Here is a 19,503-nt window from a genome sequence, read left to right as displayed (position 1 = left end):
GCGAATGTATGAGTTTTTTCAAAAAGCTGCGCGAAAGCATTTCCGCCAAAGCGGAGACGGTGACGAACAAATTTAAAGAGGGCTTGAGCAAAACCCGCTCCGCCTTCGTCGAACGGGTGGAGGAGCTGATTCTCCGCCGCAAAAAAATCGACGAGGAGTTTTACGAGGAGCTCGAGGAAATTTTGATCGGCGCCGACGTCGGCGTCAATACGGTGCTCGAGCTGATCGACGAGCTGCGCGCCGAGGTGCGCAAGCGGAAGCTGGAAAATCCGGCCGACCTGCAGCCGATTTTGTCCGAGAAGCTGGTCGGGATGCTGCAGGGTGCCGAGGATAACCGGCTGCGCATGTCCGAGAACGGCATGACGGTCTACCTGTTCGTCGGCGTCAACGGCGTCGGCAAGACGACGACGATCGGCAAGCTGGCCCACCGGTTCAAGTCGCAAGGGAAAAAAGTGCTGCTCGCGGCGGGCGACACGTTCCGCGCGGCGGCGATCGACCAGCTCGAAGTATGGGGCCAGCGCGCGGGCGTCGACGTCATCAAGCATTCGGAGGGCTCCGATCCGGCGGCCGTCATGTTCGACGCGATCCAGGCGGCCAAGACGCGCGGCGTCGACGTGCTGTTGTGCGATACGGCGGGCCGTCTGCAAAACAAGGCGAACCTGATGGAGGAGCTGAACAAAATTTATCGCGTCATCCGTCGGGAAATTCCGGATGCGCCGCACGAGACGCTGCTCGTCATCGACGCCACGACCGGCCAAAACGCGCTCAACCAGGCGAAGCTGTTCGGCGAGAAGACGGGGGTGACCGGTCTCGTCCTGTCCAAGCTGGACAGCACGGCGAAGGGCGGCATCGTTATCGCGATCCGGCACGAGCTGAACATCCCCGTGAAGCTCGTCGGACTCGGCGAGAAGATGGACGATCTCGAAGATTTCGACTCCGAGCAGTTCGTCCACGCGCTGTTCGCCGGGCTGATCCAGAAAGAAGCGGCCGAGGAAGCCGAAGCGTAATCGGCAGGGGAAGCTTGTCGGGCGGCGCAGCCGTGTACGGATACAGGCAAGCGCATGAGCCGGGAGCAAGGGGCAATGACCTCTTCTCCCGGCTTTTTTATTGGGTCCACGGCGGATGGGCGGAGGAATAGAGATATTCATTCAAGAGGCAATCCAACGATGAATCGGACGTCGTTTCTGAAAAGCGGGCGCTTCCCGTCGCCGTTCCCCACCGCGGTCCGCTTGGAGCGGATGGACAGGGAATGTGCGGGAAGAGCGCCGGAGGTTCTTCTTTCTTGTCGTTCCGGCCTATCATTTTCGCAGCAGCTTGTCGATCTGGTCGGTGAAGCCGCGGTACATCGAGACTTCCGCATCGTTCAGAAACAGCACCTCCGCAATGCGCCGCTCCGCGAGAAAATCCGTTAGCGGGATATGGAATTGGCGGGGATCGATTACGTAAATTTCTTTGTAATGCGGCAGCAAAAACGGCACGAAGGCGTTGCCGTACGAATCCTTCACGACGGCGATCCGCCTGTCGTGGGCGGAGTCGGTTTTAATAAGCCCCCAAGGACGGTCGCCGCTTAAAAAAATGCGGTATTTGTTCGTCTTGGACGCATGGCTCATATCGAGCACGTTCATCCGCAGCGGGCCGCTGTAATGAACAGTGTATTCGTGGCTCACGAACGGCTTGTACAGCTTGACCGAATCCGGGTTTTGCCGGAGCCGGGGGCTCAGCGTCGCCGAGTACAGCGAGCCCAAAAATCCGGGAACGGATTCGGTCTCGTACCGCTCGAGCGCAACGGGCGTCATGCCGGCCGCGCCGGCGAAAGCGGCATAGGCGTAGTAGGCGCCGGTAGCGGTCCAATGATGGTCGGTGCGGAAGTACAGCTCTTGGCCGCCGTGATCGCGCAGAGCGGTCCAAGCGTCTACGGTTCTCACACGAGGGCGCAGCCGGTTATAAATGTCCTCGATCGCCTGTCGCTGGGAGTCGGAGAGCGGGCGCTTCGCGGAAGCTTGCGCCCACTCCGCGGCGGTCGGCGCGAGCAGCACGGTTACGCTCGTATCCGGCCCGAGCCGCCGGGCGGCTTCGTCGGCAAACCGGTTTACGACGTCGGCATACGCCGTGCCGGCGTTCGGGTCGTGCGCGAACAAATTCATCGCCCGATCGCCGACGATCAACACTTTGCCGACGATACGCTCTTTTTCACCCGAAACGGGCGTCGGCGCCGGAGCCGGAACGGGAGCCGGAGCCGGCGTCCCAACCGGGGGCGGCGTAGCGCCCGCCCCCATGCTCGCGGGTGCCGTTCCGCTTTCGGCCGTCGGACCGGTTGCCGCCGGCGAGACGGTTTCGTCCGTTTGGGCGGCGATGGCTCCCGAGCCCGTATTGTTGGCGTCCGAAGCGATCAGGATGACGTCGTCTTTGCCGGCTACGCCGTACCAGGACGTCAGTCTTTTGCCCGCACTCACCAAGGCGCCGCGAAAGGCCACATGGTCGGCCCAATAATTTTCGAGATCCCGGAAATATTCGCCGGACCGCAGCTTGCCGATCGACCAGAGGGGGAGCGGCGCAAGCGCGCGGTTTTCCGTGTCCGAGACGGCGTCGGACCCGCCGAATGCGAGCATGACCCCGAGACCGGCGTAAAGAAACGTTAGAAACAATCCGACCTGAAGCAACGGTCCGTATCGCATGTCCACGTCCTCCGTTCAAAAGCGAAAGTAGAAAAAAGGCGAGTACGTTTTCCCGACCAAGAGCAGAACGGAAACCGCCAATATCGCCAAGCAGACGACCGGCACAAGCGCGTTCGTATACAAGCCTCGGACGGCGCCCGGCCGCAGACGCTCCGCCAGCGCACGGTGAATGGCGGCGGGCAGCGGCGTGGCGGCGACGATGGCGGCAAGCAGCAAAAAGACGTTGTTTTGCAAACGAATCGCAAGCTCGGCATCCGTCAAAGGCGCGGCCCCGAAGCCGTACATCGTCCGCAAGTACAGGAGTCCGCGGCCGATCGCTTCGAAGTAGAACAGCACCCATCCCGTCAAGACGGCGATCGCGAAATACAGATGCGAAAACAGGGATGGAGCGGCTTCCAGCAGCCGGGAGAAGAAGCTTTTCTCGATCGCGATCAGGAGGCCGAAATAGAGCCCCCATGCGACGTAATTCCAGCTGGCCCCGTGCCATAGCCCGGTGAGCGCCCATACCGCGAACAGATTGAACCAAGGCCGCCGCCGGTTGCCTCCGAGCGGGATATAGACGTAATCCCGGAAAAAGCGGCCGACCGATATGTTCCACCGTCGCCAAAATTCCGTCGCGCTGCGGGAGACGTACGGGTAATCGAAATTTTCCTTGAACGCGAACCCGAACATCCGCCCGAGCCCGATGGCCATATCCGAGTAGCCGGAAAAGTCGAAATAAATTTGCAGCGCGAACAGGACGATGCCGAACCAAGCGCCCGCGACCGACAGCTTGCCGGGATCGCCTTCCAAATAAACGGCGGCCAGCCCCGCCAGCGAATCGGCGAATACGACCTTCTTCCCCAAGCCGATGACGAACCGCGATATGCCCCGTGCGAAGTCTTCCAATGTGACGCGGCGTCTTTCCAGCTGCCGATGCACGTCGGCGAAGCGGACGATCGGACCCGCGACGAGCTGGGGGAACAGCGAGAGGTACAGCAGCAGCTGCGAGTACGACTTCAGCGCCCGCGCTTCCCCTCTGTATACGTCGGTCAAGTAGGAGATCAGATGAAAGGTGAAAAAGGAGATGCCGATCGGCAGGCCGGGCTCGCGGAACGGAAGCGCGACCCCGATCGCGGCTTGGAGCGTGTGCAGCAAAAGGCCGGTGTACTTGAAATAGACGAGCAGCGCGATCTGAAAAGCGGCCGAGCCGAACAGGACGGCGGCCGCCTTCTTCCGGCCGCGGCATCGTTCGATCCACAGCCCGCAGCCCCATCCGACGGCCGCGTTCAGCAGCAGAACGACGATCCAAACCGGCTCCCCCCAAGCGTAAAACAGCAAGGAGAAGATGAGCAGGACGGCGTTTTTCGCGCGATCCGGCGTAACGAAATACAGAAGAAGCACGACCGGCAAAAACGCGAACAAAAATACGAAGCTGGAAAATACCATGCGCGGGCCCACCCTTTTTTTGGCGATGTCGATCGGAACAACCCTATTCTTTTCCATTGGCCCGTTTCTCATGCTTGCGGATCGCGCTCCTCCTCCATCGATTCATTCGACAAAAACCGAGCAAAAAAAGAGGAAAAAAGCGGAAAGCCGCCGAATACACTTAGGCAAGAAAGGACGTGACAAGATGGAGCTATGGGCGCTGTGGCTGATCGCCGCCGGCGTGCTCGTCGTCGTCGAGATGCTGACGCTGACGTTTTACTTGCTCTGGTTCGGGCTCGGCGCGCTTGCGGCGGCTATCGTCGCTTGGCTTATGCCGGACGCGTTCGCGCTGCAAGCGTTGGTCGGCTGCGCCGTCGTCGCGCTGCTGACCGTGTTCACGAAACCGATTACGCGCCGGTTCCGGCCGTCTAGGGGGTATCGCGACGCGGTGGACGATCTGGTCGGCAAGCAGGGCATCGTCGTCGAAGAGGTGGCGGACGGAAAGCCCGGCATCGTCAAGGTCGGCAGCGAAACGTGGAGCGCGACGTCGAACGAGCGGCTCGTCAAAGGCGAAGCCGTCATCGTCGTCCGGCGCGGAAGCGCGGTATTGGAAGTGCAAAAATGGGGAGGTCGTCCGTAAATGGGAATTGTTGTAACGCTGATCGTCTTGGCGATCGTCGTCGTATTCGCCGCTTTGTCGATCAAAATCGTCCCGCAGCAGCGGGTGGGCGTCGTGGAGCGGCTCGGCAAGTTCAACCGGCTGCTGACGCCGGGCGTCAACGTGCTCGTGCCGATTATCGACCATGTCCGCACGTATCACGACCTGCGCATCCAGCAGGCGAACGTGCCGCCGCAGACGGTCATCACGAAGGATAACGTGCAGGTGCAAATCGACACGATCATTTTCTACCAGGTGACCGGGCCGGAGCAGGCAACCTACGGCATATCCGACTACGTGTACGGCGTCCGCAACATCACGACGGCGACGATGCGCCAAATCATCGGCAAGATGGAGCTCGACGAGACGCTGTCCGGCCGGGAAAAAATATCGACCGACATCCGCGTTGCGCTGGACGAGGCGACGGAGAAATGGGGCGTCCGCATCGAGCGCGTCGAAGTGATCGACATTCAGCCGCCCGCCGACATCCAGGAAGCGATGGATAAGCAGATGAAGGCCGAGCGCAGCAAGCGCGCCATCGTGCTCGAGGCCGAAGCGGCCAAGCAGGATATGATTTTGCGGGCGGAAGGCGACAAGCAGAGCAAAATTTTGAAAGCCGAGGGCGACAAGGAAGCGCGCATTCGCGAGGCGGAAGGGCTCCGGCAGGCGCAGGAGCTCGAAGCGCTCGGTCAGGCGAAGGCGATCCAGGCCGTCGCCGAGGCGGAAAAGCAGCGGATCGAGCTGCTGCGCGCCGCCGGTCTCGACGAGCATGTGCTCACGTACCGGTCGCTCGAGACGTTGACCGACATCGCGAACGGGGCGGCGAACAAAGTGTTCTTGCCGACGAAGGCGCTGGAGACGCTCGGCAGCATCGGGGCGATCGGGGAAATGCTCGGGGCCGGCAAAAAGAAGGAATGACCGCGGCCGGGCGGATCTCCGGAGGCGACGGACCGTTCGTTTCGGACGGTCCGTCGTTATGCGGCTCGTGCTTTACCGGGAATTTGAGCTCATGAAGGAGGGGCGGGAGTCATGATGGAAACGGGCGTCAGCCGCAGCCGCGAGGCGAGCGAACGAGTCGCCGTCATTACCGGATGCTCGAGCGGGTTCGGGCTGTCGACGGCGATCGTATTGGCGCAAAAAGGGTTCCGCGTCGTAGCGACGATGCGCGATACGGGCAAGAAGGCGGCGCTCGAAGCCGAAGCCGGACGAGCCGGCGTCGCGCGGCGGCTCGATATCCGAAGGCTGGACGTGACGGACGAAGCGGCGATCGAGGAGACCGTGTCCGCCGTCCTGGCCGAGTACGGACGAATCGACCTGCTGGTCAACAACGCGGGGTTCGCCATGGGCGGCTTCGTCGAGGACGTGCCGCTTGCCGACTGGCGGAAGCAGCTGGAGACGAATTTTTTCGGGCTGGTCGCGATGACCCGAGCGGTTATTCCCGCGATGCGCGAACGGAGAAGCGGGACGATCGTCCACGTGAGCAGCGTCAGCGGCCGGATCGCCTTCCCGGGGTACGGCCCGTACGCCGCGTCCAAGTTCGCGGTCGAAGGGTTCGGCGAAACGCTTCGCCACGAGCTGGCTCCGTTCGGCGTCCGCGTCGTCCTCGTGGAGCCCGGCGCCTACAAGACGCCGATATGGGAAAAGGGGCTGGGCGCCATCCGCGGCCGGCCGGGATCTCCTTACGAGGAACGGCTGCTGGCGGTGCTCGCCTATTCGCGCAAAGCGGCGGAGACCGCTCCGGACCCCCGCGAGGTGGCCGAGCGGATCGGCCGGATCGCCGACGACCCCGCTCCGCGCCTTCGCTACGCGCTTGGCAAAGGCTCGCGGGTGCTTCTTGCGGCGAAGGCACTGCTCCCCTGGCGCCTGCTCGAGCGAATCGTCGCGCGGGCGTTGAAATAATCGTTTGTTTCGCGTATGGTTTGGCCGGTTTGGAACGTTAGTTGGGACGCAGGTCACGTCGTTCAAAGGAGTGGGAGTATGGGGGAAGCAATCAAAGGGATCGCCCGGGCGATTTCGGTGCACGTGAAGGACGTAGGCGAATCGATGCGATGGTATGCGGAGACGCTCGGCTTGGAGGCGGGTCCGAACGATGGGGTCCAGTATGCGGAAATGGGCCGCGACGGCCGCTATTGGCTTCATCTGATCCGGGGCGGGGAACGCCTCGTGCCGATCGATCGGGCCGTCTTCCTGTTCGATTCGGACGATATTGAGCTAAGCCGGGCTTCGCTTGTTGCGAAAGGCGTCGCCTGCGATGCGATACGGTGGGAAGCGGACCATGCGTCGTTCCGGTTCCGCGATCCGGACGGGAACGCTCTCGCTGCGCTTCAGTCGTTCGACATGCGGGTCGTCGAACTGGACGAGCTGAAGCTGGTCGGGTTTCGGGTTCGCTGCGAAGGCGATCAATACGCCGCGGAAATTCCGAAGGCCGCGGTCCGGCTCAAAGCGAGATTGGCGGAAATCGAGCACGCGGTCGAACCGAAATGGATGGTCGGCGCCTTCAAGCCGGTCGAAGACGGCGAGGAGGACGACGGGTATTGGCTGGGCGTCCGGGTCGAACAGTTCGGCGAAGTGCCCGCGGGCATGACGACGATCACCGTTCCGCCGCAGCGGTATGCGCTGAAATGGCATTACGGACCGAATACGGAGGTCGGCAAGACGTACGAGCGGCTGCATCGTTTGATCCGGGAAGCCGGGTTGGAGCGGGAGCCGGACGCCTGGAACGTGGAAATCGGCAAGCGTTGGGGCGAGCCGATGGAAGCGGGAGGAACGGTCGAGTTGGAGCTGTACGAGACGATCAAACCATGAGGAGACGGCGGACGACCCGTCGCGGAAAGGGGAATGGCGGAACAGATGGGAGCAGGCAGTAGAGCCAAAATCGTCGTAGCGGGCAGCATCAATATGGATTTGGTCGTCACGTCGGCGAAGTCGCCGGTTCCCGGAGAAACGATCATGGGCGAAGGCTTCGCCATGATCCCGGGCGGCAAAGGGGCGAATCAGGCGGTGGCGGCCGCCCGGCTCGGCGCGGACGTAACGATGATCGGCCGCGTCGGAGACGATCTGTTCGGCGTCAGGATGATCGAGCAGCTGCGGGCGGAGGGCGTCGACACGTCTTGCGTGCTGATCGAGGCCGGCGTCTCGACGGGGGTGGCGCTCATCCAAGTGCTGGCGGACGGGGACAACAGCATCGTCGTCGTGCCGGGCGCGAATGCGCTCGTCGCGCCGGAGCAGGTGGAGGCGGCCGAAGAACGGATCCGCGAAGCCGACGTGCTGCTCGTGCAGCTCGAAATTCCGCTGCCCGCGGTCGAAGCGGCGCTTCGGCTCGCCCGCAAGCACGGCGTGCGGACGATACTGAACCCGGCGCCTGCCCGCAAGCTGCCCGAAGAGCTGCTGCGGACGATCGACGCGCTCACGCCGAACGAGACCGAGGCGGCCATACTTGCGACCGGCACGGTCGAAGGGGCCGGTACGTTGGACGAGCGGCTGGATGCGCTTCGGGCGATCGCCGGCGACGCGGCGCTGCTCGTCACGGTCGGCGGGAAGGGCGTCCGCACCGATATCGGCGGCAAGCGCAACGCGTTTCCCGCTTACGACGTCGACGTCGTCGATACGACCGCCGCCGGCGACTCGTTCAACGCCGCGATCGCGGTCCGCTTGGGCGAGGGCGCCGGTTTCGACGAGGCGATTCGTTTCGCATCGAAGACGGGGGCGCTGACCGTCACCCGATTCGGCGCGCAATCGTCGCTGCCGACGCGGGCCGAGGTCGAGCGCTTCGAGGCGAGGGAGCGGGAGTAGCGCCTGCGGAACGCTCCGCCCGTCGCCGGGGGTTCGGATTCCTTCCGCCTGGGCCGCACGCGCGGAGGCTCGCCCGGACAACTTCGTTTAACCCGAACGTTCCGTTGACATCGCGCCATATTTACCGGAAGATAGCCGTATGATCGAAATGCGGAAGGAAGGCGCTGAGACGGATGGTTACGTTTGAACATTTTGTTCAATTGGATATGCGGATCGGTACGGTGGTGGCCGCGGAGCCGTTCCCGGAGGCGAGGAAGCCGGCGATCAAGCTGACGGTCGATTTCGGCCCGCTCGGGTTGAAGCGGACGAGCGCCCAAATTACGGCCCGCTACGAGCCAGAGTCGCTGATCGGCCGGCAAGTCGTCGCGGTCGTCAACTTTCCGCTGAAGCGGATCGCCGGCTTCGTCTCCGAGGTGCTCGTGCTCGGCGGCGTGCCGGGCGAAGGCGACGTCGTGCTGCTGCGCCCGGACGAGCCGGTCGCGAACGGGACGCCGATCGCCTGAGGGATTGCGAAGGCGAAGACGACCGGCATCGCGGCGCATGCGAATGGCGGCGTTCCCGTATACTGGAGAGGAATAAGATTCGGGAGGCGGGTCGGATGCGGAAAACGGCGCTCGTTTTGTTGTTTGTCGTGTTGTACGCGCTTGTCACTTTTTTCGGGCTCGGGCCCGTTCTGCTTGCCGACGGTTCGGCGACGGAGCGGGTATGGACGCTGGCCGTCGTGATCGCCATTTACGCCGTCTTGACGGCACTGCTTCTGCTGCTGCTCCGCAGACGGAAAGGGCGCTGACGACTTGAATGGAACGCTTCCGGTTGGGGCGTTTTTCTTTTTTCGATGCTAACCGGTTTGGGGCGGAGACGAAGATGAGCCGCCGGATTCGTACCCAATGAAGGGCGGGGGGAGAGGTGTTTTTATGAAAGTTCTTATACTCGGCGGAACGAGCTTTTTTGGAAAAAAGCTCGTTCAACAATTAATCCGTCAAAATCAATTCGATATTACGATCGCCACCAGAGGACGGACCCCAATCGAGGATGACATTTCCTCCCGAGTCAGGCGGCTGGTTATCGATCGAACCGACCTCGATTCGTTGGAAAGAGCTTTGGGTAACGACACGTATGACGTCGTTTACGATCAAATTTGTTTCAATCCCGTGGACGCCCGAATAGCGGTGGACGTTTTTTCGGGACGGGTAAAACGATTTGTCTTTACCTCATCGATGGCCGTTTACGACGGGTCGCCGGGATTGCTGAAAGAATCCGATTTCAATCCGTTGCTGTATGCCGCGGACCCCACTCTCGATACCTACAGCTACAAAGAGGGGAAACGGCAAGGGGAAGCTTACTTTCATCAAAATGCGCCTTTTCCGGTCGTTTCGGTGCGCCCTCCCGTGGTGATCGGCAGCGACGATAAACGATTTGCTTTTTATGTGGACAAGATAAGAAAAGGCGAGCCCATAGGTACATCGGGGTCTTCGACAATCAGTTTTGTATGCGCCGACGAGCTGGCCGACTTTCTTCTTCACATCGGCACGAAGACGGACTTCGCCGGTCCGATCAATGCCAATAATGACGGTTATTACGACACGGAGCAATTAGCGAAAGAGATAGGGAAGATTCTGCGGATCCCGCCCCTGTTCGATCCAAACGAAACATCCCCGTACTGCGTCGAAGAGACGCTGAAAACGTCCAATGAGCTGGCCGTCTCAACCGGCTTTACGTTCCGGTCGACGCAATCGGTGATCCGCGATTTGGTAAACGAAGCCGTCGGCATCAAGGAACGATTGCGCTGAACGGGTAGGAACGCTCGAGAAACGCCCATCGCGGAGGGCGTTTTTTAACGTTTAAGCACGGAAGCGAATGCGGCTTTCTGTACCAAGAATAAGCTACCGCCGGAACACGAATGTAGCTCATCGAAAGGGTTCGATCAGAAGCTTTTCTTAGGGTCCGATGTTCGGATTCCGGCGTTTTGGCGGTGACAAGGAAAAAAACTTGACAACGGTCAGGCGACTCGGTAAGATAAGGTTTGTTGTCATGTAAAGTGTTTTTCCTTTACAGGAGGAGTGACACGGATGACGAGCGAGGAAATGTTGGGCAAGACGAACCGAGTCAACATGCTGTTCGATTTTTATGGGTCGCTGTTGACCGACAAGCAGCGGACGTTTCTCGGGTTTTACTTCCACGACGATTACTCGTTGGGAGAAATCGCCGCCGAATTCGACATTAGCCGCCAAGCGGTTTACGAACATATCAAGCGGGCGGAGCAGACGCTCGAAGATTACGAGACGAAGCTTCAGCTCGTGGCGAAGCACGAGCAGCGGAAGGCCGTCGCGGATCGCGTAGAGGCGATTTTCGCGGGGGACGTCGCCGCCCGGCAGGACGAATTGAAAGAGCTTGTAAGAAAGCTGTACAATATAGATTGAACGGAAGTTTGGTTCGCATTCGACTCCACCGAGGAAGCGGGGGATGACCATGGCATTCGAAGGATTGACCGGCCGACTGCAAAACGTGCTGAGCAAGCTGCGCGGCAAAGGCAAGCTGACCGAGGACGACGTGAACGAAGCGCTGCGCGAGGTGCGCCTCGCACTGCTCGAAGCCGACGTCAACTTCAAAGTCGTCAAAGATTTCGTCGCGAAAGTGAAAGAGAAGGCGATCGGCCAGGAAGTGATGAAAAGCTTCACGCCGGGCATGGTCGTCATCGATATCGTCAACAAAGAGCTGACCGCCCTCATGGGCGGTACGCAGAGCAAGCTGGCGAAGTCGAATCGGCCGCCTACGGTCGTACTGATGGTCGGCTTGCAGGGCGCGGGCAAGACGACCGCTTCGAGCAAGCTCGCCAAGCTGCTGCAGAAGCAAAACCACCGCCCGCTGCTCGTTGCGGCGGACATTTACCGGCCTGCGGCCATCAAGCAGCTGCAGGTGCTCGGCGAGCAGATCAAGGTGCCGGTCTTCACGCTCGGCGACAAGACGAGCCCGGTCGACATCGCCAAGGGCGGCTTGCAGCACGCGAAGGACAACGGCAACGATTACGTCATCGTCGATACCGCCGGCCGGCTGCACATCGACGAGCAGCTGATGGAAGAGCTGAAGCAAATTACGGCGGCCGTACAGCCGGACGAGACGCTGCTCGTCGTCGACGCGATGACGGGGCAGGACGCGGTCAACGTCGCCGAAAGCTTCCACAGCCAGCTCGAGCTGACCGGCGTCATCCTGTCCAAGCTGGACGGCGATACGCGGGGCGGCGCGGCGCTTTCGGTCAAGGCCGTCACCGGCTGTCCGATCAAGTTCGCTTCGATGGGCGAGAAGATGGATTCGCTCGAGCCGTTCCATCCGGAGCGGATGGCTTCGCGCATACTGGGCATGGGCGACATGCTGTCGCTGATCGAGAAGGCGCAGTCGTCCATCGACGCCGAGAAAGCGGCCGAGATGGAGCGCAAAATGCGTAACGCCGAGTTCACGTTCGAGGATTTCCTCGAGCAGATGGAGCAGGTGAAGAAGCTCGGCCCGCTCGACCAGCTGCTGGACATGCTGCCCGGAGCCAACAAGATGAAGGGCATGAAAGATTTGAAGGTCGACGACAAGCAGATGGGCCGCGTCGTCGCGATCGTCAAGTCGATGACGACCGAGGAGAAGCGCAAGCCGGAGCTGCTCAACGCGAGCCGCCGCAAGCGGATCGCGGCCGGAAGCGGCACGTCGATCCAGGACGTGAACCGGCTCATCAAGCAGTTCGACGACATGCGCAAAATGATGAAGCAGTTCTCGTCCATGATGGGCCCGGGCGGCCCGAAGGGCATGAAAAACTTGAAAAACAAGCTCGGCAAAGGCGGGGGCGGCTTCAAGTTCCCGTTCGGCTAAGTCAAACTCCGGTCACACTGCGGGGAAAGTATGGGGCTCCCCGTAAGGAATCGGAATAAGCTGCGAAGCGATACGTCCCTTTTTGGGGGCCTTTAAGGGAGGTGAAAACATAATGGCAGTTCGCATTCGTTTGAAACGTATGGGCGCTCACAAAGCACCGTTCTACCGCGTGGTCGTATCGGATTCCCGTTCCCCGCGCGACGGCCGTTTCATTGAAGAAATCGGCACGTACAACCCGCTGACGACGCCCGCTTCCGTCGCGATCGACGAGGAGAAAGCGTTGAAATGGCTTCAAGACGGCGCGCAAGCGTCCGACACGGTCCGCAACCTGTTCAGCAAAGCCGGCATCCTGAAAAAGTTTCACGAAATCAGACAACAGAAATAATCCGTTGATCTGGAGGTTGCTATGAGAGATTTGATCACCGTAATCGCGAAGGCGTTGGTTGATCATCCGGAAGACGTCGCGGTGAGCGAAGCCGAGGAGAAAGACGAGATCGTGTACCGGCTCTCCGTTCACCCGTCCGATATGGGCAAGGTGATCGGGAAGCAGGGACGGATCGCCAAAGCTCTGCGCACCGTCGTGACGTCGGCGGCCGTGAAACATAACAAGCGCGTATCCGTAGAAATCGTCTCCTGACGGTTTGGCGCGGAACGCCGTTCGTCCAGTTGCCGGACGAGCCGGCATGCGCTGCATAACGGCTCGAAACGCGGGCAAACTGCGGGTAGGAGGGTTAGGTCGAGCGCCTAGCCCTTTTTCTCGATAGACGGGAATTGCCGCACGGCGCCCGTCCGATCGCTGCACCCCGCCCGTCCGGTGCCGGTTAGGCACGGTACCCGCGACGGCCGGACCATGGAGGGAATCGATGAGCGGAAAACTGTTCAACGTCGGAAAAGTAGTCAATACGCACGGCATTCGGGGAGAATTGAAAGTCGTCTCGCAAACCGATTTCCCCGAGGAGCGCTTCGGCAAAGGAAGCCGGCTCGTCCTGACCGAGCCGAACGACGAATCGCGTCAGCTCCGGGTCGAGGTGGAAAACGCCAGGCTGCACAAAAACGTCTACATCGTCAAGTTCAAAGGGTACGACAACATCAACGAGGTGCTCCCTTACAAAGGCTGGATGCTGAAAGTGTCCGAAGAGGACCGCAAGCCGCTTGACGAAGGCGAGTATTATTACCACGAAATCATCGGCTGCCGGGTCGTCACCGATGAGGGGCAGGAGCTCGGCACCATATCCGACATACTGGCGCCGGGGGCGAATCACGTCTGGGTCGTCGATCGGCCGAAGCAAAAACCGGTGCTGCTGCCCGTCATCGATGACGTCATCCTGGACGTGAACGTCGAGGCGAAGCAGGTGCGCGTCCATCTGATGGAAGGTTTGGTCGACTGATGCGGATCGACGTGCTGACTTTGTTTCCGGACATGTTCGACGGGGTGTTCGGCTCGAGCATCTTGGGAAAAGCGCGGGAGAAAGGCATCGTCTCGCTGCGGACGGTCAACTTCCGCGATTACGCCAACAACAAGCACAACACGGTGGACGATTACCCGTTCGGCGGCGGCGGCGGCATGGTGCTGAAGCCGGAGCCGATCTTCGCCGCCGTGGAGGAGCTGACGGCAGGGGAGGACGCCCGGCCGAGAGTCGTCCTCATGTGTCCCCAAGGAGAGCCGTTCACGCAGCGCAAGGCGGAGGAGCTGTCGAAGGAATCCCATCTCGTCTTCGTCTGCGGCCATTACGAAGGATACGACGAACGGATTCGCGAGCATCTGATCACCGACGAAATCTCGATCGGCGACTACGTCCTGACCGGCGGGGAGCTTCCGGCGATGGTCGTCATCGACAGCGTCGTCCGCCTGCTGCCGGGGGTGCTCGGCAACGAGCAGTCCGCGGTCACGGACTCGTTCAGCACCGGTCTGCTGGAATACCCGCACTATACCCGCCCCGCGACGTTCCGCGATTGGACCGTGCCGGACGTGCTGCTGTCGGGCCATCACGAGAAGATCGCTTCCTGGAGACGCGAGCAGTCGCTGCTGCGCACGCTCGAGAGGCGGCCCGAGCTGCTCGAGACGGCGGACTTGACGCCGAAGGAACGGGAATGGCTGGAACGGCGGCGAGCGTGTGAAGAAGGGTGAATGGCCGTGAAAAAGGGGCGGAAACTTGCAAATATCGGCCGAAATGGCGGCGCGATACGGGGTGTTCGGGGGGAAGCAGCTCTTTTTCTCGCGAAAGCTTGAAATCTACGAAAGAGTCGCTTGCAATGGGTCGGATGTCTATGGTAAAATATCACCTGTTGCATGTTTTAGTTCGGTGGTCCTCTGCGCGCGATGACGGAAGCCGATGGGCTTTGCGGAGCGAGTACGAACATCTGAGTGGAAGGAGGAAGTCAACCTATGAATCTCGTTCGTGAAATTACGCAAGAGCAAATCAAGAAAGATTTGCCGAACTTTCGTCCGGGCGACACCCTGAAGGTACACGTTAAAGTTATCGAGGGATCGCGCGAACGGATCCAGCTGTTCGAAGGCGTCGTAATCAAGCGCCGCGGCGGCGGCATCAGCGAAACGTTTACGGTTCGTAAAGTTTCGTACGGTGTAGGCGTGGAAAGAACGTTCCCGCTGCATTCGCCGAAGCTGGAAAAGATCGAGGTGGCTCGCCGGGGTAAAGTTCGCCGCGCGAAGCTGTACTACTTGCGCGCGCTGCGCGGCAAGGCGGCAAGAATTCAAGAAATTCGCTAATGGGACGGGGGCTTGTCACAAACAAGTCCCTTTTCATTTATCCGCAAACGAGGATAGGCATAGCCTTTTTCGATATAGGCAATGAATAGGTTAATCCGGAGAAATGAGGGAGAAGCTATGAGCGAGAACGATCGGACGGACCGTCCCGAACGCTCGGACGCCGACGGAACGGCGGAGGAACGAAGCCGTCCGGAAACCGGTTCGGACCGTCCGGCGGAAGCGGACGTACCGGCAGCGGCACAGCCGGCGGAGCGCGACGATGCCGCGGATCGAAGCGACGAGCGGACCGATCTCGCCCCTCCGACAACGAACGAAGCGCAGCCAGAACGGGACGGGCAGACGGCGCCGGGTGCGGTGTCCAAGGTGAAAAACGAAGCATGGGAATGGATCAAGGCGTTGGTCATCGCCTTCGGCCTCGCTTTTTTGATCCGCTACTTCCTGTTCGGCTCCTACATCGTCGACGGCCCCTCGATGAAGCCCAATTTTCATACGGGCGAGCGCTTGATCGTGAACAAAATTTTGTACGACATCCGCGAGCCGAAACGCGGCGAAGTCATCGTCTTCCATGCGCCGACGGACAAAGATTTCATCAAGCGCGTCATCGCGCTTCCGGGGGAAACGATCAAGGTGCAGGGCGACACCGTCTACATCAACGGCCAGCCGCTGCCGGAGCCGTATTTGCAGGAAGTCGTGGAGCAGGCGAAGAAGACCGGCAAGCCGTACAACGATTTGAACTGGCCGGAGACGAAGGTGCCGGAAGGGACCGTCTTCGTCTTGGGCGACAACCGCTCGGACAGCACCGACAGCCGGATGATCGGCCCCGTGTCGTTCGACAAAATCGTCGGCCGCGCCGAAATCGTCTTTTGGCCTGTTGCGGATTGGCAATACATTCATTAACGCGAAGCTAGGCTATCGCGTCGGGAGGTGACGGCATGGCGACGATCCAATGGTTTCCCGGTCATATGACGAGGGCGAAACGGCAAATCCAAGAAAAGCTCAAGCTGATCGATATCGCCATCGAGCTGCTGGACGCCCGCGTTCCGATGTCGAGCCGCAATCCGATGATCGACGACGTATTGATGAACAAGCCGCGTCTCGTCCTGCTCAACAAGGCGGATTTGGCCGATCCGGACGTGACCCGCGAATGGGTCGCCCATTTCGCGGAGGCGGGGATCGAAGCGGTTCAAATCGACTCGGTCTCGGGTGAAGGGGTTCGCTCCATTCCGGAGCGGGCGAAGCATGCGCTGCGCGCCAAAATCGAAGCCCAGCTGCGCAAAGGGATGAACCCGAGGGCGGTACGGGCGCTCATCGTCGGCATTCCGAACGTCGGCAAATCGACGCTGATCAACCGGCTTGCCGGAAGACACGTAGCCGCTACCGGCGACAAGCCCGGGGTGACGAAGGGGCAGCAGTGGATCAAGACGGGCGGCGATCTCGAGCTGCTCGATACGCCGGGCATTTTGTGGCCCAAGTTCGACGACGAGCAGGTCGGGTACCGGCTCGCGGCGATCGGCTCGATCAACGATCAAATTTTGCAGGTCGAGGATGTGGCGTTTCACGCGATACGCTACCTGAGCGCGGCTTATCCGGACCGGCTGATGGAACGGTACGAGCTCGACGCCGTACCGGCGAACGAAGCCGAGCCGCACGACATCGTCGACGTGATGGAGCGGATCGGACGCAAGCGCGGCTGCCTGCAGAGCGGCGGCTCCGTCAACCTGGAGAAAGCGTCGATGGTCGTCCTGCGCGACTTGCGAGGCGGCAAGCTGGGGCGGATCAGTCTGGAGCGGCCCGAGCCGCAGACTCAACCTCAACCGTTAGAAAGCACCCGCGAAGGCTGAATGGAAAGCGGCCGGTTCGCCGGGCGCTTTTTTTTGTACAAAAAATCGAAAAAAGGGATTGACCTTTACGTAACGTAAAGGTGTAACGTATAGATGTCGGGAGGTGAACAGATGGAATACACCGTACAGAAGCTGGGACGGCTGGCCGGTGTCAGCACGAGGACGCTGCGGTATTACGACGAGATCGGCATTCTCAAGCCGGCGAGAATGAACTCGTCCGGGTACCGGATTTACGGTCAAGCGGAAGTGAACCGGCTCCAGCAAATATTGTTTTACCGGGAGCTCGGGGTCAATCTGGATCGGATCAAAGAACTCGTGACCGACCCGTCCTTCGACGGTATCGAGGCGCTGAAGGAACACCGCGAGCAGCTCCTCGCCCGACGCAAACAATTGGATGCGCTAATCGCGAACGTGGATAAAACGCTAGCGTGGAGCGAAGGGAGAATGACGATGACCGATAAAGAGAAGTTCGAAGGCTTCAAGCAGAAGCTGATCGATGACAACGAGGCCAAATACGGCAAAGAAGTACGCGAGAAATACGGCGACGAGAAGGTCGACAAGTCGAACGCTAAGGTGAAAAACATGACGAAGGAACAATATGAGGAAGTGACGCGGCTTGCGGCCGAAGTGACCGATACGTTGGCCGAGGCGTTCAAGACGGGAGACCCCGGAAGCGAAGTCGCGCAAAAGGCGGCGGAGCTGCACAAGCGGTGGCTGACTTATTACTGGGGCGAATACACGAAGGAGGCGCACGCCGGCGTCGCGCAAATGTACGTCGACGACGAGCGGTTCCGGGCGTATTACGACGAGAAGCAGCCGGGTACGGCCGAATTTTTGCGGGATGCGATTCTCATTTATACCGGAATGAAGGCATAAGGAAAGGCGCGGAGCAACATTCTCCGCGTCTTTTTGGTTTGCGTCGGGACCCGATGGGAAAAAGAGGCAGCGGATTTTGCGGCGGCGGTTGCGTCGCGCGGTCTTCCTTCTTGTCCGCATTCCCGGTACAATGGAAGCAAGACGAGGATCATGGGGGAAACGTATCTTGTTGGATTACGAATGGGATTTATGGAAATCGGGCAAGCGGCTCGTCGCCGGCATCGACGAGGTCGGGCGGGGCTGCCTGTTCGGGGACGTCGTGGCGGCCGCCGTCGTGCTGCCGGAAGGGCTCGAGATCGAAGGCGTCAACGATTCGAAAAAGCTGAGCGAGAAAAAACGCGACGAGCTGTACGACATCATCCGCGACAAGGCGATCGCCATCGGCATCGGCCGGGCGGATGCGGCGACGGTCGACGCGATCAACATCAAGCAGGCGGCGCGGCTCGCGATGAAGCGGGCGCTCGAGGAGCTGTCGGCGACGGTGGAGCCCGACTATCTGCTCGTCGACGCGGAGAAGGTGGACAGCCCGATCCGGCAGCTGGCGGTCATTCACGGGGATGCGCTCAGCCAGTCCATCGCGGCGGCGTCGATTATCGCCAAAGTGACGAGAGACCGGCTCTGCCTGCAATGGGACATGGATTATCCGGAATACGGCATCGCCGTTCATAAAGGCTATGCGACGAAGGCGCACCGGGAGGCGATCGTGCAGTACGGCGCGAGCCCGATGCATCGCCGGTCGTTCCTGGGCGGCATTTTGAACGAGCAGCTGGAGCTGTTCTGAAGCGCCGAATCGAGGGCGGCGATAATCGTTAATCCGAACGGCCTTTCGTACCGATATACATAAGAGAACGTCTAACGGAAAAAGGGGAGAGCGGCATGAGCATGCAAATCGGTTCCTTGATGCGAAGTTTGCTCGGCGAGCTGCAGCCGGCGGACGCGAAGACGCTCGACCTGAAAGTCGGCCAAATCGTCAAAGGGATGGTGCTGCAGCTGCTCGGCGAGCAGGACGCGCTCGTCAATATCGGCGGCGTCCATGTGCGGGCGAGGCTGGAGGCGCCGCTGCAGCAAGGCCAGGTGACGTTTTTGCAAGTCCAGCCCGAGTCGAACGGCGGCCAAATGGTGCTGAAGCCGGTGAACGGAACGGACGTTCCGCTGACGGACGATACGCTGGCGGACATGTTGAAAGGATTCGGAATGAAAGACCAGCCGGCCGTCCGGGAGCTGGCGAGGCAGCTGCAGCAGGCCGACGTCGCGCTGACGAAGGGCAGCCTGCAGTCGTTTCAGCGCGTCATGGAGCAGGCGCCGCCGGATGCGGCGCCGGACCAATGGCTCGAGGCGGCGCTCGTCGCGCACAAGCGCCAGCTGCCGCTGACCCGCGAGACGGTGCGAAGCTTGCGCGAGGCGATGTTCGGGCCGCCGCTCCACGCGCAGCTGGACCGCCTGGAGGCGGAGGCGGCCGCGGCCGCACGGGCGCCGATGCCGCAGGCGGCGTCCGGCGAGCTGCGCGAGCTGCTCGGCAAGCTCGCGCAGGCGATGCGCGCCGTGCGCGACGCCGCCGGCGCGATGCCGGCGCCCGGCGCCACGGCGCCTGCCGCGCCCGGCTCCGCCGCCGGCGCCGCCGCGGCCGCGAGCCCGGCGGCGTCCGCGCCGGCCGAGCCGCCCGCGCCCGCGTCG

The 19,503-nt window shown here is 61.0% G+C and carries 22 protein-coding genes and 1 pseudogene; 21 read left to right on the top strand and 2 right to left on the bottom strand.

The window, feature by feature from the left end; all coding sequences use genetic code 11:
* Window positions 1–8: 8 nt before the first annotated feature.
* A complete protein-coding gene (gene ftsY / locus DLM86_RS12110) occupies window positions 9–1,007 on the top strand; it encodes a signal recognition particle-docking protein FtsY (RefSeq protein WP_110840289.1) in 999 nt (332 codons plus the stop codon).
* Between the two features lie 291 nt (window positions 1,008–1,298).
* Here the strand turns inward: ftsY and DLM86_RS12105 are convergent, their stop codons facing one another.
* Window positions 1,299–2,675, bottom strand: a complete 1,377-nt coding sequence (locus tag DLM86_RS12105; RefSeq protein ID WP_110840288.1) for a DHHW family protein — start codon at window positions 2,673–2,675, stop codon at window positions 1,299–1,301.
* A 15-nt stretch (window positions 2,676–2,690) separates the two neighbouring features.
* Window positions 2,691–4,103 carry an MBOAT family O-acyltransferase gene (locus DLM86_RS12100; protein ID WP_110840683.1) on the bottom strand — a complete coding sequence of 471 codons (1,413 nt, stop codon included), beginning with the start codon at window positions 4,101–4,103 and terminating at the stop codon, window positions 2,691–2,693.
* Window positions 4,104–4,287: 184 nt separating this feature from the next.
* Here DLM86_RS12100 and DLM86_RS12095 point away from each other — a divergent pair, with 184 nt between their 5' ends.
* The 20 genes and pseudogenes from DLM86_RS12095 to DLM86_RS12000 form a co-directional block, all read left to right on the top strand.
* A complete protein-coding gene (locus DLM86_RS12095; protein ID WP_110840287.1) occupies window positions 4,288–4,722 on the top strand; it encodes an NfeD family protein in 435 nt (144 codons plus the stop codon).
* The gene (locus DLM86_RS12090; protein WP_110840286.1) at window positions 4,723–5,658 is read left to right on the top strand and encodes an SPFH domain-containing protein; all 936 of its coding nucleotides are present in this window, start codon (window positions 4,723–4,725) and stop codon (window positions 5,656–5,658) included.
* 114 nt (window positions 5,659–5,772) lie between these two features.
* The gene (locus DLM86_RS12085) at window positions 5,773–6,639 is read left to right on the top strand and encodes an SDR family oxidoreductase (protein ID WP_110840682.1); all 867 of its coding nucleotides are present in this window, start codon (window positions 5,773–5,775) and stop codon (window positions 6,637–6,639) included.
* 78 nt (window positions 6,640–6,717) lie between these two features.
* Window positions 6,718–7,545, top strand: a complete 828-nt coding sequence (locus DLM86_RS32710) for an effector binding domain-containing protein (RefSeq protein WP_245954551.1) — start codon at window positions 6,718–6,720, stop codon at window positions 7,543–7,545.
* Between the two features lie 45 nt (window positions 7,546–7,590).
* Complete coding sequence (rbsK, locus tag DLM86_RS12075; RefSeq protein WP_110840285.1) at window positions 7,591–8,532, top strand: ribokinase; 942 nt, start codon at window positions 7,591–7,593, stop codon at window positions 8,530–8,532.
* Window positions 8,533–8,705: 173 nt separating this feature from the next.
* Window positions 8,706–9,035 (top strand): chaperone CsaA, encoded by a 330-nt coding sequence (gene csaA / locus DLM86_RS12070; RefSeq protein ID WP_110840284.1) that lies wholly within the window; start codon window positions 8,706–8,708, stop codon window positions 9,033–9,035.
* Window positions 9,036–9,130: 95 nt separating this feature from the next.
* On the top strand, window positions 9,131–9,322 hold the full coding sequence (locus DLM86_RS12065) for a DUF6954 family protein (RefSeq protein WP_110840283.1): 192 nt from the start codon (window positions 9,131–9,133) through the stop codon (window positions 9,320–9,322).
* A 124-nt stretch (window positions 9,323–9,446) separates the two neighbouring features.
* Window positions 9,447–10,322 (top strand): NAD-dependent epimerase/dehydratase family protein, encoded by an 876-nt coding sequence (locus tag DLM86_RS12060; RefSeq protein WP_158289446.1) that lies wholly within the window; start codon window positions 9,447–9,449, stop codon window positions 10,320–10,322.
* 279 nt (window positions 10,323–10,601) lie between these two features.
* Window positions 10,602–10,952 (top strand): putative DNA-binding protein, encoded by a 351-nt coding sequence (locus DLM86_RS12055; protein ID WP_110840281.1) that lies wholly within the window; start codon window positions 10,602–10,604, stop codon window positions 10,950–10,952.
* A gap of 49 nt (window positions 10,953–11,001) precedes the next feature.
* Window positions 11,002–12,384, top strand: coding sequence for a signal recognition particle protein (gene ffh, locus DLM86_RS12050; RefSeq protein WP_110840680.1), 1,383 nt, complete (start codon window positions 11,002–11,004; stop codon window positions 12,382–12,384).
* A gap of 112 nt (window positions 12,385–12,496) precedes the next feature.
* Window positions 12,497–12,769: a 30S ribosomal protein S16 gene (rpsP, locus tag DLM86_RS12045; RefSeq protein ID WP_110840280.1), complete on the top strand. Its 273-nt coding sequence runs from the start codon at window positions 12,497–12,499 to the stop codon at window positions 12,767–12,769.
* 21 nt (window positions 12,770–12,790) lie between these two features.
* Window positions 12,791–13,021 carry a KH domain-containing protein gene (locus DLM86_RS12040; protein WP_110840279.1) on the top strand — a complete coding sequence of 77 codons (231 nt, stop codon included), beginning with the start codon at window positions 12,791–12,793 and terminating at the stop codon, window positions 13,019–13,021.
* A gap of 226 nt (window positions 13,022–13,247) precedes the next feature.
* The gene (rimM, locus tag DLM86_RS12035; RefSeq protein WP_110840278.1) at window positions 13,248–13,772 is read left to right on the top strand and encodes a ribosome maturation factor RimM; all 525 of its coding nucleotides are present in this window, start codon (window positions 13,248–13,250) and stop codon (window positions 13,770–13,772) included.
* Window positions 13,772–14,512: a tRNA (guanosine(37)-N1)-methyltransferase TrmD gene (trmD, locus tag DLM86_RS12030; RefSeq protein WP_110840277.1), complete on the top strand. Its 741-nt coding sequence runs from the start codon at window positions 13,772–13,774 to the stop codon at window positions 14,510–14,512. Before rimM ends, trmD begins: the two co-directional genes overlap by 1 nt.
* Before the next feature lie 258 nt (window positions 14,513–14,770).
* Window positions 14,771–15,112 carry a 50S ribosomal protein L19 gene (rplS, locus tag DLM86_RS12025; RefSeq protein ID WP_110840276.1) on the top strand — a complete coding sequence of 114 codons (342 nt, stop codon included), beginning with the start codon at window positions 14,771–14,773 and terminating at the stop codon, window positions 15,110–15,112.
* Window positions 15,113–15,466: 354 nt separating this feature from the next.
* Complete coding sequence (lepB, locus tag DLM86_RS12020) at window positions 15,467–16,009, top strand: signal peptidase I (RefSeq protein ID WP_245954587.1); 543 nt, start codon at window positions 15,467–15,469, stop codon at window positions 16,007–16,009.
* A gap of 35 nt (window positions 16,010–16,044) precedes the next feature.
* Window positions 16,045–16,953 carry a ribosome biogenesis GTPase YlqF gene (gene ylqF / locus DLM86_RS12015; protein WP_110840274.1) on the top strand — a complete coding sequence of 303 codons (909 nt, stop codon included), beginning with the start codon at window positions 16,045–16,047 and terminating at the stop codon, window positions 16,951–16,953.
* Between the two features lie 111 nt (window positions 16,954–17,064).
* Window positions 17,065–17,829 (top strand): MerR family transcriptional regulator, encoded by a 765-nt coding sequence (locus DLM86_RS12010; RefSeq protein ID WP_110840273.1) that lies wholly within the window; start codon window positions 17,065–17,067, stop codon window positions 17,827–17,829.
* A 166-nt stretch (window positions 17,830–17,995) separates the two neighbouring features.
* The gene (locus DLM86_RS12005) at window positions 17,996–18,610 is read left to right on the top strand and encodes a ribonuclease HII (protein ID WP_245954550.1); all 615 of its coding nucleotides are present in this window, start codon (window positions 17,996–17,998) and stop codon (window positions 18,608–18,610) included.
* Between the two features lie 95 nt (window positions 18,611–18,705).
* A pseudogene (locus DLM86_RS12000) lies at window positions 18,706–19,503 on the top strand (hypothetical protein); the annotation flags it as partial.

Origin of the sequence: Paenibacillus flagellatus, assembly GCF_003217775.1 — a bacterium.
GTDB classification, from domain to species: Bacteria; Bacillota; Bacilli; order Paenibacillales; family NBRC-103111; genus Paenibacillus_AB; species Paenibacillus_AB flagellatus.
Note: the sequence above shows the minus strand (reverse complement) of the source record. Positions and strands in the feature narration are given on the sequence as shown.

Excerpts from the sequence above, each read along its gene's own strand:
- DLM86_RS12055 (WP_110840281.1), top strand. The coding sequence starts at position 10,602 with ATGACGAGCGAGGAAATGTTGGGCAAGACGAACCGAGTCAACATGCTG.
- DLM86_RS12040 (WP_110840279.1), top strand. The coding sequence starts at position 12,791 with ATGAGAGATTTGATCACCGTAATCGCGAAGGCGTTGGTTGATCATCCG.
- DLM86_RS12090 (WP_110840286.1), top strand. The coding sequence starts at position 4,723 with ATGGGAATTGTTGTAACGCTGATCGTCTTGGCGATCGTCGTCGTATTC.
- DLM86_RS12065 (WP_110840283.1), top strand. The coding sequence starts at position 9,131 with ATGCGGAAAACGGCGCTCGTTTTGTTGTTTGTCGTGTTGTACGCGCTT.
- DLM86_RS12095 (WP_110840287.1), top strand. The coding sequence starts at position 4,288 with ATGGAGCTATGGGCGCTGTGGCTGATCGCCGCCGGCGTGCTCGTCGTC.
- trmD (WP_110840277.1), top strand. The coding sequence starts at position 13,772 with ATGCGGATCGACGTGCTGACTTTGTTTCCGGACATGTTCGACGGGGTG.
- ylqF (WP_110840274.1), top strand. The coding sequence starts at position 16,045 with ATGGCGACGATCCAATGGTTTCCCGGTCATATGACGAGGGCGAAACGG.
- rpsP (WP_110840280.1), top strand. The coding sequence starts at position 12,497 with ATGGCAGTTCGCATTCGTTTGAAACGTATGGGCGCTCACAAAGCACCG.
- rbsK (WP_110840285.1), top strand. The coding sequence starts at position 7,591 with ATGGGAGCAGGCAGTAGAGCCAAAATCGTCGTAGCGGGCAGCATCAAT.
- csaA (WP_110840284.1), top strand. The coding sequence starts at position 8,706 with ATGGTTACGTTTGAACATTTTGTTCAATTGGATATGCGGATCGGTACG.
- ftsY (WP_110840289.1), top strand. The coding sequence starts at position 9 with ATGAGTTTTTTCAAAAAGCTGCGCGAAAGCATTTCCGCCAAAGCGGAG.
- DLM86_RS32710 (WP_245954551.1), top strand. The coding sequence starts at position 6,718 with ATGGGGGAAGCAATCAAAGGGATCGCCCGGGCGATTTCGGTGCACGTG.
- DLM86_RS12105 (WP_110840288.1), bottom strand. The coding sequence starts at position 2,675 with ATGCGATACGGACCGTTGCTTCAGGTCGGATTGTTTCTAACGTTTCTT.
- DLM86_RS12060 (WP_158289446.1), top strand. The coding sequence starts at position 9,447 with ATGAAAGTTCTTATACTCGGCGGAACGAGCTTTTTTGGAAAAAAGCTC.
- ffh (WP_110840680.1), top strand. The coding sequence starts at position 11,002 with ATGGCATTCGAAGGATTGACCGGCCGACTGCAAAACGTGCTGAGCAAG.
- rplS (WP_110840276.1), top strand. The coding sequence starts at position 14,771 with ATGAATCTCGTTCGTGAAATTACGCAAGAGCAAATCAAGAAAGATTTG.
- DLM86_RS12085 (WP_110840682.1), top strand. The coding sequence starts at position 5,773 with ATGGAAACGGGCGTCAGCCGCAGCCGCGAGGCGAGCGAACGAGTCGCC.
- rimM (WP_110840278.1), top strand. The coding sequence starts at position 13,248 with ATGAGCGGAAAACTGTTCAACGTCGGAAAAGTAGTCAATACGCACGGC.
- DLM86_RS12100 (WP_110840683.1), bottom strand. The coding sequence starts at position 4,103 with ATGGTATTTTCCAGCTTCGTATTTTTGTTCGCGTTTTTGCCGGTCGTG.
- DLM86_RS12010 (WP_110840273.1), top strand. The coding sequence starts at position 17,065 with ATGGAATACACCGTACAGAAGCTGGGACGGCTGGCCGGTGTCAGCACG.